Genomic DNA, 14,408 nt, shown 5'->3' with positions numbered 1-14,408 from the left:
GATGCACGGGATTTTACGGTTCAATCTGTTTTTTAGGAAACACTGATTAAAGCGAGGTGCTCATTTAATCAGCGTTCGGATTAATCAGTGCTTCCTCAGTATCGATTTCAATTTTAGGCATTTTTACCCGAAATTGCAAATTCCGCTTTAGCCGGACTGCTTGCCTAGCCCTCAAACCTGCGCTTACAATTTTTTTATTTTGTGATATGATCGTTCAACGAGACCGCGACAATTTCAGCGGTTGAAGTTAAACGATTGTTTTATGTTTGGAATTTTAGTGCGGATCTTTATAGCGAATCCTGAAAACACCTCCGATTTTGCCGTTCGCGAAAAGTACGGAATCTTGTGCGGCGCTCTGGGACTTTTTTTTAATCTGCTTTTATTTATTCTTAAACTTGTAGTAGGAATCGTAACGCGATCCGTCGCCGTTACGGGAGACGCTTTTAATCATCTTTCGGATTCGGCGGCTTCTTTGCTTACTATTATAGGATTTAAATTTTCTTCAAAAAAACCCGATAAAAATCATCCGTTCGGACACGGCCGGCTTGAATACGTTATGGGGCTTGCGATTGCGTTTTTTATCATTACGGTAAGCTTGGAGCTTATGAAATCTTCCGTTTTGTCGCTGTTTTCGCCTAAGATAATAAACGCCGGGCTGTGGACGTGCGCGGTTTTGGTTTTTTCCATCCTCATAAAGACGTACATGTATGCCTATAACCGCTTTACCGCAAAAAAAATAGATTCCGCGGCAATGTCCGCCGCTGCAAAAGACAGTTTAAGCGATACCCTTACAACCTTCGTAGTTCTTCTTTCCATATTGGTGAACCGCTATTTTGATTTTCCGATGATAGACGGAATTGCGGGAATGATAGTTGCGGTTTTCATCTTTCTAAACGGTATAGAGGCTGTGAGAGACGTGGTTACGCCCCTTTTAGGCACAATTCCGCAAAAACAACTTGTGCGCGATATTGAAAGAACTGCGCTTAAATTTCCTCTCATCAAGGGAGTTCACGATATTGTTGTGCACGAATACGGCCCGGGTCGCATGATAGTCACACTTCATGTAGAAGTTCCTGGGGAAGAGTCGGTCTTTAAAGTTCATGAAGCGATCGACCGTGCGGAAAAAGCGATACAGGAGGAACTTAACTGCATTGTTCTGATTCACGCCGATCCCATAGATTTTAATTCAGAAAAGAATCTTAAGGTGCGTAAGCTGCTTCCGAAAATCGCCTCCGGGCTTAACGCCGGAATTACGGTTCATGAAGCGCGCTGCATCGTCGAAAACAAAAAAACGAAAGTCGTCTTTGAAGTGACAAAACCTTTCGAATGCAAACTTTCTGATAACGAGATACGCTCTTATATTACGGCTGCAATGAAAAAGGAATTTCCCGAATGCGAGTGCAAGATGACAATAGAACACCCTTTTACATAATAATGCGGGGCGTCGCGCTGCCGGATCCTCGCCTTAAGTATCTCATTTTTCAAAACGCGCCATCTCATTGAACAACATAGGAGTCCAAAAAAAGGCCGTCCAAAAGCTTAAGTTTTTGGACGGCCCATCGCTTTGCGTCAGGAATGTATTATGCAGCTCTTCCCATACGCAAATTTTATAGTCAAAAAAATTATTTTTCGGTCAAGAGCAGGGTTTTTGCGTCAAGTCTCAGCGCATCCTGAATTGCCGGCATACCGTGGAATTTCAGGATGGAAACATATACGCCGTCCTGCTTTGGCGACAGATGTATAACTCCCGCAAAATATTTTTCCAAGTCTGCCGGGACGGAATCGTTTAAGGCGCCGCCTTCCGCAGTAGCGCTGAACCAAGCCGTGAGATTGTGTTTTTTTGTAAAATCGGCGACGGCGGTTATGTCGTCTACGGTCACTTTTGACAGATCCACCCCGTCTATAACCAGAGCTGAAACCGTGATGCCGCCTTCATTTAAAGCTTTCAGAGTATTTATGACTTTCGGCAGTGAAAAATTTTCCTGATTGAAATTCAATATGGTTCTGTTGCGCACCATTTTGTCTTTTAATTCAGATGCGTTAGCCACGTTTTTTCTCTTAGAGGCTTCGTTAAATATGCTTTCATACCAGGAAATCACATTTGACGAATGCTGGTCGAAGGAAACATGCACCAGATGTTTTCCCTGTGCAAGTTCATCCATTCCGAATTGGACGAGAACGGACGTCTTTCCGAGTCCTTTTTTGGACGTTACCAAACCGATTTCACCGGTCTTTAAACCGCCGTCGGTGCATTTATCGAAAATACGTACGGGGCTGTAATCGTAGTAGTCTAACTTTTCCATCTGAACTCCTATTTATTCTCTGCTTTTAATTTTTCAAGATAAGCCTTTCTAAGCTCCTCGGAAATATTATTAGGTACGCGGCCGTATTTAAGGAATTCCATAGAGAATTCAGCCTTTCCCTGCGTAGAAGACCGCAGAACGGTTGAAAATCCGAACATTTCGCTCAAAGGAACTTCGGCGTTCACCGTAGACTGGTTATTCTCATCGGTACTGTCGATTATAACACCGCGGCGCTGATTTATCAAACCGAACATATTACCTTGGAATTCCGTGGGGCCTTCGATGGAAACCTGCATAATCGGTTCAAGGATAACGGGTTTTGCCTTTTCATATGCTTCGCGGAAGGCGCCGATGGCGGCCGTCTGGAACGCAATATCGGAGGAGTCTACAGGATGATATTGACCGTCGTTTATTGTGACTTTTACACCTACGATCGGGAATCCGATGAGCGTGCCCTTTTCGATTGCGCGGCGGAAGCCCTTGTCGCAGCTCGGTATATATTCGTTGGGAATCGTACCGCCCTTAATCGCATCCACAAATTCGTAATCTTTGTCTACGAGAGGTTCGATAAATCCCGCTACGCGGCCGTACTGACCTGCGCCGCCGGTTTGCTTTTTATGCGTATAGTTGAAGTCCGCCCGCTGAGTGATAGATTCGCGGTATGCTACTTCCGGAGCGCCGGTAACAACTTCGCACTTGTATTCCCTTTTCATGCGCTCTACATAGACTGCAAGGTGAAGCTCTCCCATACCTTTTATTATAGTCTGGTTTGATTCGGGATCCACATAGGTTTGGAATGTCGGATCTTCTTTTGTAAATCGGTTAAGAGCCTTTGCCATTTGATTTGCAGCGGCCTTGTCTTTAGGAGTGATGGATAAGGAGATAACCGGAGCGGGAACGAACATCGAGGCCATGGAATAGTTTAATCCGCCTCCGCAGAAAGTATCGCCTGAAGCGCATTCGATACCGAACAAGGCTACGATATCGCCGGGAACGCCTTCGTTTATGTCTTCCATTGAGGCGGCGTTCATGCGTACAAGACGCCCCACCTTAAATTTTTGCCGTGAGCGGGTATTGTATAATTCCTGCCCTTTTGAGATTTTTCCTTGGTAAACTCTCACATAAGTAAGCTGGCCGTACTGACCGTCGTCAAGTTTAAATGCAAGGGCTACGGTCGGTTTTTCGGCGGAAGAGCCTAACTCTACCACGGCTTCGTTATTATCCAAATCGAGAGCCGAGTTTTTTACTTCGGTGGGATTGGGCAAATATCTGGAAACGCCGTCGAGCAGGGGCTGAATTCCCTTGTTCATGTGGGCGGATCCGCAGAAAACGCCTACAAATTGTTCCGACAGCGTTCCCTTTCGGACTGCCGAGATGAGTAAGTCTTCCGGAATTTCTTTTTCTTCAAGGAGAGCTTCCATAAGAGTGTCGTCAAAATTGGAAGCGGCTTCAAGAAGTTCCGCGCGGTATTTTTTTGCCTCGTCAACGAGGTGTGCGGGAATTTCCGCCGTTCGGACTTCTTCTCCGGAAGGTCCTTCAAAGTAAAGAGCCTTCATGCTTACAAGGTCGACGACGCCTTCGAGTTTGTCTTCAAGACCGATCGGAATTTCCATCATGTATGCGTTAAGCCCCAATTTTTCACGCAATTGCATGCGCACGCGGAATGGATTTGCGCCCTGCCGGTCGCACTTATTTACAAATGCAATGCGAGGAACGTGATAGCGTTTTAACTGCCGATCCACTGTGATCGACTGCGACTGAACGCCTGCGACGGCGCAGAGAACCAGGATGGCGCCGTCAAGAACGCGGAGCGCCCGTTCCACTTCAATCGTAAAATCCACGTGTCCGGGAGTATCGATCAAATTTATCGTAATATCTTTCCACTTAACCTGTGTGGCGGCGGATTGGATCGTTATTCCACGCTCGCGTTCCAGATCCATACTGTCCATCACAGCTCCTACACCGTCTTTCCCGCGAACTTCATGAATCTGATGAATTTTGTTACAATAAAATAAGATTCGTTCTGACAGAGTGGTCTTGCCCGAGTCTATGTGGGCGCTAATACCGATATTCCTCATTTTGGAAATATCAAAGTTCATATCTCTTACCTCTCACAAATGGTATCAATAAAAGTAACTTGAAAAATAAACAAAACAACCAAGTCTTTTAACGTATTTGACGATAATACTGAAAATACGCGATTTGTTCAACACTATGGTCGAATTTCGACTTTTGAAAAATTTTATGTCTTCGGCGAGAATGCTGTTCGGCTTTTCCTCACTTACGAGTTTGCAAGACAAACTCGCGATAAAATGCCGCGGTACAAATGCCGCTGTTTTTTTCTTGCGTTATGGATAATCTCGTGTTATCATTCTTTTAGGTTTAAGAGCCAGCGCTTTCATAAAGATATAACCATAGTTTCTGTTTTTGAGATTTAGAGTGAAACAGATACCTGATTGTTCTATTACCGATGCTATTTAAATTAGTATGGTTTTAGGGCTCGGTATGTTTGTTTCACTTTTTGTTTTTTAGACACGACTATGGTGATTTTAGAAAGTTCTGGGAATCAATAATTCTGCAAGGAGGAATTATAATAATGAAAAAGTTTGTAAAATCGATCGTTACGGGCCTTTTAATTTTGAGCGTTGCAGGTCTTGCGTTTGCCGCACCAAAAAAGAAATCTCTTATTCTTGCAACCAAATTCTTGGATTCTGAAGAGACGGCGATGTCGTTAAGAAGGGTAGAGGCCGCCATTAACGAACGCGGTAAGGCCGTAAATCTTGAAATCAAGATGTACCCCGGTCTTACGTATGCAAAGGCTGCGGACTGCATGGAACAGATCACTCAGGGGGCAAACGTTATTTCCTGCGACGGTATAAACTTTATTGCCGAATATGTTCCGGATTATGATGCCGTAACGGGTCCGTTCCTTTATGCGGACATGGCGGAATATCTTGCTATGACAAAGACAAAACTCGTTCAGGATCTTAACGCCAAAGCTGCAAAGAAAGGAATTCACGTTCTTTCCTTGGATTATGTATTCGGATTCCGCAGCATGATGACCAATAAGGTTATTTCAGAACCCGCCGACATGAAGGGACTTAAGATCCGCGTTCCAGAGTCAACTGTTTATTCATATACTCTCGACGCTCTCGGTGCAACTCCGATCGCTATGCCTTACCCGGATACGTATTCCGCCATACAGCAAAAAGTTATAGACGGAGTTGAAGGTTCCATTTCCACATATTGGGGAACAAAGCAGTATGAAAACGTAAAGAACTATTCTCTTACTAATCACATTCTCGCCGTTTCCGGTATAGCGATGTCCGAAAGCTATTGGAAAGGACTGACAAAAGAGCAGCAGCAGATTATTGCCGAAGAATTTAAAAACGGCGCAGACGATCTTTACAAGAATACGCTCGCTCAGGAAAGCGCAATGCTTAAAAAGCTTGAAGCGGTCGGCGTAAAGGTGAACAAGGTGGACACACCTGCGTTCTCGGCGGCATGTAAATCCGTATATTCAAGGTTCCCGAAATGGACGCCCGGAATTTTTGATCAGATTCAGGCAGAACTTGCAAAGATCCGTGCAAAAAAACAATAGACGTTTTTAACGGATGCAAAACCGTATGCTCCGTTTACGGAGTGTACGGTTTTGTTATGCCTCTAAGCGCGTGTCTTTTTAGATTTTTAAAGTTATATAAAATTTTGATCAGGAAAAAACGGTGAAATTCGATAAAAAAGATTTGTTATCAAATTTTGAATTGTACCTTGGCGGTTTTTTTATCGCTTGCACTGTAATTATTACCATTGCAAACGTGTTTACCCGATACTGTTTAGGTTTTACATTTTTTTGGAATCAAGAAGTTGCCTTAATAGGCTTTGTTTGGACAATTTTCCTTGGCGCCGCGGGTGCATTTAAACATAGGATGATGATGGGTGTAGACTTTTTATTGCAAGTTACGCATGGAAAAGTAAGAAAAACTATAAGATTGGCCGGAAGTATTTTTGTTTTGATCATTACTTCTACAATGTTGTCGCTTTCGACGGCGTACATATTAAGAAGCCAGAAAATAACCCCTGTTTTACAGATTTCATATAAGTGGTTAAATCTCAGTATAATTCTTTCATTCGTTCTTATAACAATCTATGCAATAAGAAACGTTATAAATGAAATCCTTATTTTTATAGGTAAACGGCCGGAACCGGCTCTGATCGTGGAGGAAAATATATGATTTTTACGCACCCGATGTTTCCCATTTTCGTATTGTTTTTCCTTTTCTTTATGAACGTTCCCATCGCGCTTTCTCTCATAGGTTCGACGCTTTATTATTTTGTAATTATCAACCATAACATGCCGACAAGTCTTGTCATTCAGCAGTTTGTTTCAGCCGTAGAGTCGTTCCCTTATCTTGCGGTGCCGTTTTTTATCATGCTCGGTTCCGTCATGAACTATTCCGGCTTGAGCGACAGGCTTATGGACTTTGCCGAAGTTCTGGCGGGACATCTTAAAGGCGGGCTTGCGCAGGTAAACTGCGTGCTGAGCGCCCTTATGGGCGGAATTTCAGGTTCTGCGAATGCCGACGCCGCTATGGAATCAAAGATTCTCGTTCCGGCAATGCTGAACAAGGGTATGCCCTTGGATTTCAGCGCAGCTGTTACGGCAGCTTCGTCGGCGGTAAGCCCTGTAATTCCTCCGGGAAATAACTTGATCATGTACGCTCTTATCGCAAACGTAGCGGTCGGAGACATGTTCTTAGCGGGTTACACTCCCGGTATTTTGATGACTATTTCCATGATGATCGCGGTTCATTTTATCGCTGTAAAACACAACTACGCTCCCAGCCGCGACAAAATGGCTTCCCCTTCGGAAATTTTGCGCCAGGTGGGAAAATCGATCTTTGCGCTTTGCATTCCGTTCGTGATAATACTCGGAATGCGTATCGGAATCTGTACTCCGACGGAAGCCGGCGGGGTTGCTGTTCTTTTTGCTTTTATTATAGGAGCGTTTGCATACGGGAAATTAAAGTTTTCGCATATTCCTCTTATTTTGAAAGAGACGGTTCAAAGCACTGGTTCCGTTATGATCATTATCGCCGCCGCAAAAGTGTTCGGTTTTTACATGTCTTGCGAATCAATCCCTGAAATGATTACAAAGGCTCTGCTGGGACTTACGCAGAACAAATTTTTGCTTCTCATGGTGATAAATTTGGTTCTTCTCGTTATCGGCATGTTTATCGAAGGCGGCGCCGCCCTTATTATACTTGCGCCTCTTTTAGTGCCCGCCGTTATGAGCCGCGGCGTGGATCCTTTGCATTTCGGAGTAATTATGATTGTTAATATCATGATAGGAGGTTTAACGCCGCCGTTCGGTTCGATGATGTTTACGGTTTGTTCCATAGTGAACTGCCGGTTTGATAAGTTCATCAAACAGGTTTGGCCTTTTATCATTGCGCTTTTGATAGTTCTGGTTGTCGTTACATATTCGGAGAGCATCGCCTTGCTTATTCCGAAAATATTCGGATACGAACCGATTCATACGGGAATCCAAGCCCTTGGCGGGTGACGCCGGGTATCTAAGGAAGCGCTGATTAAAGCGAGGAGCGCATTAATCAGCGCTTCCTATTTGTCCGATAAAATTACGCGTTTTGAAACATGTTACGCTGCCGCCCGGTTTTATTTACCGAACCGTGCGGCGTTTTTTTTGACGTATGTGTGTTTTTAGAGGTCTCGCGGGCATCTTTTCGAAACGGATAATCAATATTCGCCCTGCCGCCCCGCCTGCGAAAAGTCCGCCTCCTAAAAGATTGTTCAAATGATAAAAACTCTGTATACTGTATGGCGCACGGACGAGATGCCGCGCTGCATACTGCAAATTAAGGAATATTATGGGTATCGATAAATATGAGATAGTTATAGGCTGTGAAATTCACACACAGCTTTTAACAGCGACAAAAGCTTTTTGCGCATGCGAAAACCGCTACGGCGGTATGCCCGATACGCGGGTATGCCCCGTTTGCTTGGGGCTTCCGGGTGCAATGCCGCGCGTAAGCAAGGGCTATGTTGAACTCGGCGCCGTCGCCGGACAGGCTTTAAATTGCCGCATAGCGCGTTTTACCAAATTCGACCGCAAACACTATTTTTATCCTGATTTGGCAAAGGGTTATCAGATTACCCAGTACGATATTCCTCTTTGTTCGGACGGATATGTCGATTTGCCTTTTACGCATTTTCCCGAAGAAGAGCGCCCCGGCGGTAAAAAATTTCGGCCTGATAATTTTAAAGGCGAAAATTGCGTTATTGGCGGAAGCTATCGGCGCGTCCGCGTAGAGCGCATTCATTTGGAAGAAGACGTTGGAAAATCGCTTCATTTTGAAGGAAAACATTCCTATATAGATTATAACCGCTGCGGAACTCCCCTTATCGAAATAGTTACAAAACCCGATATTTCAAGTCCCGACGAAGCGTCTCTTTTTATGCAGACGGTGCAGGAAATTCTCCGTTATGTCCGCGTCACGAAAGGCAATCTGGAAGAAGGAAATATGCGCTGCGACGCAAACATAAACCTTAATGTTTGGGAAAACGGAAAACTCTACCATACTCCTATTTCCGAAATTAAAAATTTAAACTCGTTCCGTTCGATACGAGAGGCCTGCTCTTATGAGGCTGAACGGCAGCTGCATGAGTTTGAAACCGACAGGAAGGAATTCGAGCCGGGCTATAAAAACACCATGACATGGGACGAAGAAAAGGGCGTTACGGCCGTCATGCGCACAAAAAATTCTTTTGTAGATTATCGTTTTGTGGTCGAACCGGACATAAAACCGTTCAGCGTAAGCGAAAGTTTGATAGAAGACGCCCGTAAAGCCGTCGGAGAACTGCCTGAAGCGAAGCGTACGCGCTTTAAAAAAGAATTCGCCCTCAGCGATTTTGATGCGGAAACTCTCACTTCAACGCGAGAGCTTGCCATGTGGTTTGAAGAAGCGGCAAAAAATTCAAAAAGCGCAAAGCGCGTTGCAAATCTTATACTTTCGGAACTCCTTGCTGTTTTAAACGAAAAAAATCAGACGATCGACGAAATAAAAATTACACCTTTGCATATCGCGGAGCTTGCGGATGCGCTGGAATCGAACAAGATCACAAGCAAGCAGGGAAAAGAAGTCTTTGCTCTGATGCTTGAAAAAAATCTTCTTCCGTCCGTTATCATCAAAGAAGAAGGTTTTGAGCAAGTCAGCGACGCAAACGCGATAGAAAAGATCGTCGACGACGTTATAAGCGCTAATCCCAAAGCAGTGTCCGATTTTAAAGGCGGAAAAACAAATGTAGTAGGCTGGCTTATGGGACAGGTGATGAAACAGTCTCGCGGCAAGGCCGATCCGAATCAGGCGTCCGCTCTGTTGAACAAAAAACTGTCGGTTTTATAAAAACGACTTTGGGTGCGAAAACGTACCGGCGCTTTGCATAAATCTCCGTATAAAAGCTATAGCCGTAAAACCTTCGCCTTTTATAAACCGGCTGCTCTAAGGAAGCGCTTATTAATCCGAATGCGGATTAAATGCGCACATCGCTTTAATAAGCGTTTCCCGAATAGCTTGCGGTCAAATTTTTAATTTTCCGACTTGTTGACATTATTTAAAAAAAATTCAAGAATTATGGGTAGCTAACAAAAGTTAGCCATGGTATGAAAAAGATAGCGATTTACGGTAAGGGTGGAATAGGCAAATCCACTACTACATCGAATTTATCCGCAGCCTTAAGCACTTTGGGTTTTAAAGTGATGCAGATCGGCTGCGATCCCAAATCGGATTCTGTAAAGAATCTTATGGGGGGAAAAAGAATCCCTACGGTGCTGGATCGGCTTCGAGAAAACGAAAACGTTAAACTAACATTGGACGACATAGTTTTTAAGGGGTTTAACGGCGTTTTGTGCGTTGAAGCCGGCGGGCCGACGCCGGGGATCGGCTGTGCAGGGCGCGGCATTATCACCGCGTTCGATAAACTCGAAGAACTCGACGCCTACGTAACCTATAAACCGGATATAGTTTTATACGACGTTTTAGGCGATGTTGTTTGCGGAGGGTTTGCTATGCCTATCCGGAACGGCTACGCCGATGAAGTTTATATAGTTACGTCAGGCGAAATGATGGCTTTGTACGCCGCTTCCAATATCGTTCACGCTATAAACAATTTCGGTAAACGCGGTTACGCGCGATATGCCGGCGTTATTTTGAACGCGCGAAACGTGGCTGATGAAATTGAAGTGGTAAATAAGGCCTTAAAAGAGATAGGCGGTTCGATAATCCAAGTGATTCCGCGGAACGCGACGGTTCAGGATTCCGAAAATCAGGGAAAAACCGTTATTGAAGCTTATCCCGAATCCGAAATGGCAGGGGTTTACCTCGAGCTGGCAAAAAAGATAGGAGCCACGCTCAAAAAAGAAGAAAACGATGCAGTGCTGTAACGCTAATTTCGATAAGTGTCTTCACTACGTATCTCCAGGTCACGGAGGCTGGGGCGTTATCCGTGTCGCCGCCTTAGTTCCCGAAAGCCGGATGCTTTTTATTTCTCCCTTCGCTTGCGGAAGGCACGGCGCCTTAGGCGGAACGCTCGCAGGCGTAAAAGACAGAATATCATATCTTTTTATCGACGAAAGCGACATCGTTTCAGGCAATTATGAAGAGATGATCCCGAATGCTGTTGAAGAGCTTTTTGAATTTTTAGGCGAGCGTCCGAAAGTTCTGTTTTACTTTGTTTCTTGCCTTGACGATCTTTTGGGAACCGATCACGAAGCCGTATGCGCCCTTCTTTCGGAAAAATATCCCGACGTTCATTTCCGTTCCTGCCACATGAATCCTTTTCAAATGGACACCGCGATCCCGCCCATGGTCGGCCTTCAATTGAATATTTACAGTCTCCTGCCGGAAGGCAGAAAAAAAAATCCCAAGCAGATAAATTTGCTTGGAAATAACGAGCCCGTAAACAAAAGCTGCGAATTGTTCCGTTATGCTGCGGCGCAGGGTTTTACGGTTAAGCATATTACGGATTGCAAGACTTTTGAAGAATTCGAAAGCTTTGCGGAATCCTGTTTGAACATAATCGTAACTCCGCCTGCAAAAAAGGCCGGCGTTGAATTGGAAGAAAGGCTTAAAATTCCTTATTTGATCCGGTTTGTGACTTATGACGTTGAAGAAATAAAAGATTTTTATTTAAGCCTTTTCGCCAAGTTGAATATGACGCCCGTCGATATGACGAGCGATATTGAAAAGGCCGAAAACGCGTTTAAGGCGGCAAAAAAGGTAATAGGAGATTTTCCTATTGCGATAGATTTTCAGGCGATAAAGGCGCCGTTTTGTCTTGCCCGCGTGCTTTTGCAGCATGACTTTAACGTTCAACTGATATGCGCCGATCAGGTTTTGGAATTCGATAAAGCAAATTATGAATGGCTTGGACAAAATTATCCCGATCTTGAAGTGATGAATCCGCTGCATCCCGATACGGTAAAATTTGAATACAAAGGCAGAGATTTTCTTTGTATAGGTTTTGACGCCGGCTATTTAACCGGCAGCAAACACGTCGTGGACTTTCTTGACGACGCCGGGAACTACGGTTTTGACGGCGTCGCGAGGCTGTCAAACCTTATGATCAAAGCGTACGAACAGGAAGCTGACGTTAACAAAATGATCAATGACGCCGGACTGATAATATGAGTAAACTGTGTATAACCTTACCGCCTTTAGCCCCCGACTATTCGGGCGTAGCGTCCGCCCTTTTCGATATGGGAGGAATGATCGTAATTCATGACGCTTCCGGCTGTACGGGCAATTACGTCGGTTACGACGAACCGCGTTGGATGGGTTCAAAGTCGGCGGTCTATTGCTCGGGGCTCCGCCACATGGACGCCGTTTTAGGCAGAGACGATAAATATATCGACATGATCGTAAAAGCCGTCGAAAGCATACGCCCGAAATTTTTTGCTTTTTTGGGCAGTCCCGTTCCGATGGTAATAGGCACGGACTACAAGGGAATTGCGGAAGAAGTTGAAAACATCACCGGCGTCCCTTCCATGGGATTCGATACGAAGGGGCTGGACTATTACGACAAAGGAATTTCCGAAGCGCTCATTGAAGTTTTGAAAAAATTTGTTCCTGCGGCAATGACAGAATCTTCCGCCCCTAAGATCAAAGCGATAAACCTTGTAGGCGTTACGCCGCTTGATTTCGGGAATAAGGGAAACGACGTATTTCTTAAAAAGGCGTTTGAAGACGAAGGCGTTGCGGTTAATTCGGTTTTATCGATGGGATTGACGATTGACTCTCTTATATCGTCCGTTAATTCAAAATTGAACGTCGTCGTTTCTTACAGCGGATTGGATATTGCGCGGTTTATGAAAAAAAAGTACGGCATCCCGTTTATCACAGGGCTTCCGTTGGGAAACAAGGACAAGGGGTTTATTCTTAGAGTAAAAGAGCTGCTTGAAAGCGTTCCGCCCGTTCCGCCGGATTTTGAAAGCAACGGAATGTCGCTCGACAAAGGGCTTAATAAAAACAGTCCGGTAAATGTTTTGGTTGCGGGAGAGCAAGTGTTCGCCCTTTCACTAAGAAACAGATTGCTGCATATGAATAGCGATGTTCATGTTGACGCGGCCTTTTTATACAATGCGGCTGAAGAATATTCGGAGGCGGGAGACCGTATTTGCAAAAACGAAGGAGAGCTTCGCGCCATGCTCAATTCGGGAAAATACCGAAAGGTCATTGCAGATCCGCTTGTCAGACAGCTTATAAAAGACCGGCCGGAAATTGAATTTTACGGAACGCCGCATCCGGCTCTTTCGAGCAAAATCCATTGGAATGAAATTTTTAATTATTTCAGTTCGGATATGGAGAATTTTCTCCATTCGATCGTAAAAGAATAAAGTTTTTATGGAGGTTCATAATGAAAAAAACAATATTCCGTATTTTTGCAGTATTTTTACTTGTGACGGCCTTAGGATGTTCGAAAAAAGGAAAAACTGCTCAGGAAACAACGCGCACCGTTGTTGATCATAACGGAGACACTATCGTGCTTCCGGCAAAGATAGAAAGGGTTGTTATCGCAAGCCTTATTCCGCTTCCTTCCGTTTATTGTCTTTATCGCGGCGGAACGCAAAACCTTGTGGGAATTCCGCCCGCTTCAATGTCCGCCGCCGTTAATTCGCAGCTTGTAAAAATCTATCCCGAAATTGCAAAAATGGACACAAGTTTTGTTCAAAGCGGGGGAGTAAACATCGAACAGCTCATGAGCTTAAAGCCGGATGTTATTTTGTTTTCGGCGACAAACGCAAAGGAACGCGAAATGTTCAAAACCTCGGGGATCCCTGCCGTAGGTTTTTCTTTTGCTCAGTTTGATTTTGACGCGATTGCGATCTATGAAAGCTGGATAAAACTTTTAGGTGAAATTTTCGGCGACACCGGACGTGCGGATAAGATGCTTGCTTATAGCCACTCGGTTGAAAAGTTTGTAAAAGAGCGTGTTGAAAAAATTCCCGAAGATAAAAAGCCCCGCTGTTTGGTGTTTTACGCCTGCGATGATAAAGGAATGAGAGTTTCCGGTTCAAAGATGTTCGGACAGTATTGGATTGAGACTGTAGGGGGAATCAATGCCGCGTCGGAGTTAAAGGGAACGGCCGCCGTCAATATGGAACAAATTTATGACTGGAATCCGGACAAGGTATTTCTCAATAATTTCTGCGCAAGTCTGCCTGAAGATCTTTACAACAATGCTTTTAAAAACCAAGACTGGAGTTCCGTAAAAGCCGTACAGACAAAGCAGGTATATAAATATCCTTTGGGAATGTATCGCTGGTGTCCGCCGGGACCGGATATTCCTTTAAGTTTGCTTTGGTGTGCAAAGCAAATTCAACCAGAAGTGTTTTCCGATGTCGATATGGATAAGGAGATAAAAACTTATTTCAAAAACATGTACGGCGTCGAATTGTCCGATAAGGATCTGTCAGAAATTTACAATCCTCCGCGCGAAGCTGCGATTTACTGACAGACGCAGCCTCGTTAAGCGGCGCCGCTGGAAACTTGCGCCCGTGCGTTCGTTGCGCGGCGCCTTTTAACTGCGAGT

11 protein-coding genes are annotated in these 14,408 nt (G+C 44.6%); 9 read left to right on the top strand and 2 right to left on the bottom strand.

Annotated features, from left to right (window positions below; translation table 11 throughout):
- The first annotated feature begins 262 nt into the window (after nt 1-262).
- On the top strand, nt 263-1,432 hold the full coding sequence (locus HRQ91_RS09010; RefSeq protein ID WP_210119238.1) for a cation diffusion facilitator family transporter: 1,170 nt from the start codon (nt 263-265) through the stop codon (nt 1,430-1,432).
- A 190-nt stretch (nt 1,433-1,622) separates the two neighbouring features.
- Here the strand turns inward: HRQ91_RS09010 and HRQ91_RS09005 are convergent, their stop codons facing one another.
- A complete protein-coding gene (locus tag HRQ91_RS09005) occupies nt 1,623-2,303 on the bottom strand; it encodes an ATPase domain-containing protein (RefSeq protein WP_210119237.1) in 681 nt (226 codons plus the stop codon).
- A gap of 8 nt (nt 2,304-2,311) precedes the next feature.
- Nucleotides 2,312-4,402: an elongation factor G gene (gene fusA, locus HRQ91_RS09000; RefSeq protein ID WP_210119236.1), complete on the bottom strand. Its 2,091-nt coding sequence runs from the start codon at nt 4,400-4,402 to the stop codon at nt 2,312-2,314.
- A gap of 497 nt (nt 4,403-4,899) precedes the next feature.
- Between fusA and HRQ91_RS08995 the strand changes: the two genes are divergently transcribed.
- The 8 genes from HRQ91_RS08995 (at nt 4,900) to HRQ91_RS08960 (ending at nt 14,330) form a co-directional block, all read left to right on the top strand.
- The gene (locus HRQ91_RS08995; RefSeq protein WP_210119235.1) at nt 4,900-5,904 is read left to right on the top strand and encodes a C4-dicarboxylate TRAP transporter substrate-binding protein; all 1,005 of its coding nucleotides are present in this window, start codon (nt 4,900-4,902) and stop codon (nt 5,902-5,904) included.
- A 121-nt stretch (nt 5,905-6,025) separates the two neighbouring features.
- The gene (locus HRQ91_RS08990; RefSeq protein ID WP_210119234.1) at nt 6,026-6,535 is read left to right on the top strand and encodes a TRAP transporter small permease; all 510 of its coding nucleotides are present in this window, start codon (nt 6,026-6,028) and stop codon (nt 6,533-6,535) included.
- The gene (locus HRQ91_RS08985; protein ID WP_210119233.1) at nt 6,532-7,866 is read left to right on the top strand and encodes a TRAP transporter large permease; all 1,335 of its coding nucleotides are present in this window, start codon (nt 6,532-6,534) and stop codon (nt 7,864-7,866) included. Before HRQ91_RS08990 ends, HRQ91_RS08985 begins: the two co-directional genes overlap by 4 nt.
- A gap of 322 nt (nt 7,867-8,188) precedes the next feature.
- Nucleotides 8,189-9,724, top strand: a complete 1,536-nt coding sequence (gene gatB, locus HRQ91_RS08980; RefSeq protein ID WP_210119232.1) for an Asp-tRNA(Asn)/Glu-tRNA(Gln) amidotransferase subunit GatB — start codon at nt 8,189-8,191, stop codon at nt 9,722-9,724.
- A gap of 257 nt (nt 9,725-9,981) precedes the next feature.
- On the top strand, nt 9,982-10,761 hold the full coding sequence (locus tag HRQ91_RS08975) for a nucleotide-binding protein (protein ID WP_210119231.1): 780 nt from the start codon (nt 9,982-9,984) through the stop codon (nt 10,759-10,761).
- Nucleotides 10,748-12,007, top strand: a complete 1,260-nt coding sequence (locus HRQ91_RS08970; protein WP_210119230.1) for a nitrogenase component 1 — start codon at nt 10,748-10,750, stop codon at nt 12,005-12,007. Before HRQ91_RS08975 ends, HRQ91_RS08970 begins: the two co-directional genes overlap by 14 nt.
- Nucleotides 12,004-13,212 carry a nitrogenase component 1 gene (locus HRQ91_RS08965; protein ID WP_210119229.1) on the top strand — a complete coding sequence of 403 codons (1,209 nt, stop codon included), beginning with the start codon at nt 12,004-12,006 and terminating at the stop codon, nt 13,210-13,212. The genes HRQ91_RS08970 and HRQ91_RS08965 overlap by 4 nt, the downstream gene beginning before the upstream one ends.
- 20 nt (nt 13,213-13,232) lie before the next feature.
- Nucleotides 13,233-14,330, top strand: coding sequence for an ABC transporter substrate-binding protein (locus HRQ91_RS08960; RefSeq protein ID WP_210119228.1), 1,098 nt, complete (start codon nt 13,233-13,235; stop codon nt 14,328-14,330).
- The last annotated feature ends 78 nt before the right edge of the window (nt 14,331-14,408 follow it).

Source organism: Treponema parvum, assembly GCF_017893965.1.
Classification (GTDB): domain Bacteria; phylum Spirochaetota; class Spirochaetia; order Treponematales; family Treponemataceae; genus Treponema_D; species Treponema_D parvum.
Note: the sequence above shows the minus strand (reverse complement) of the source record. Positions and strands in the feature narration are given on the sequence as shown.

What these genes read in the sequence shown, in the direction of transcription:
- gatB (WP_210119232.1), top strand. Translation starts at nt 8,189, where the DNA reads ATGGGTATCGATAAATATGAGATAGTTATAGGCTGTGAAATTCACACA.
- HRQ91_RS08985 (WP_210119233.1), top strand. Translation starts at nt 6,532, where the DNA reads ATGATTTTTACGCACCCGATGTTTCCCATTTTCGTATTGTTTTTCCTT.
- HRQ91_RS08970 (WP_210119230.1), top strand. Translation starts at nt 10,748, where the DNA reads ATGCAGTGCTGTAACGCTAATTTCGATAAGTGTCTTCACTACGTATCT.
- HRQ91_RS09005 (WP_210119237.1), bottom strand. Translation starts at nt 2,303, where the DNA reads ATGGAAAAGTTAGACTACTACGATTACAGCCCCGTACGTATTTTCGAT.
- HRQ91_RS08995 (WP_210119235.1), top strand. Translation starts at nt 4,900, where the DNA reads ATGAAAAAGTTTGTAAAATCGATCGTTACGGGCCTTTTAATTTTGAGC.
- HRQ91_RS08965 (WP_210119229.1), top strand. Translation starts at nt 12,004, where the DNA reads ATGAGTAAACTGTGTATAACCTTACCGCCTTTAGCCCCCGACTATTCG.
- HRQ91_RS08960 (WP_210119228.1), top strand. Translation starts at nt 13,233, where the DNA reads ATGAAAAAAACAATATTCCGTATTTTTGCAGTATTTTTACTTGTGACG.
- fusA (WP_210119236.1), bottom strand. Translation starts at nt 4,402, where the DNA reads ATGAACTTTGATATTTCCAAAATGAGGAATATCGGTATTAGCGCCCAC.
- HRQ91_RS09010 (WP_210119238.1), top strand. Translation starts at nt 263, where the DNA reads ATGTTTGGAATTTTAGTGCGGATCTTTATAGCGAATCCTGAAAACACC.
- HRQ91_RS08975 (WP_210119231.1), top strand. Translation starts at nt 9,982, where the DNA reads ATGAAAAAGATAGCGATTTACGGTAAGGGTGGAATAGGCAAATCCACT.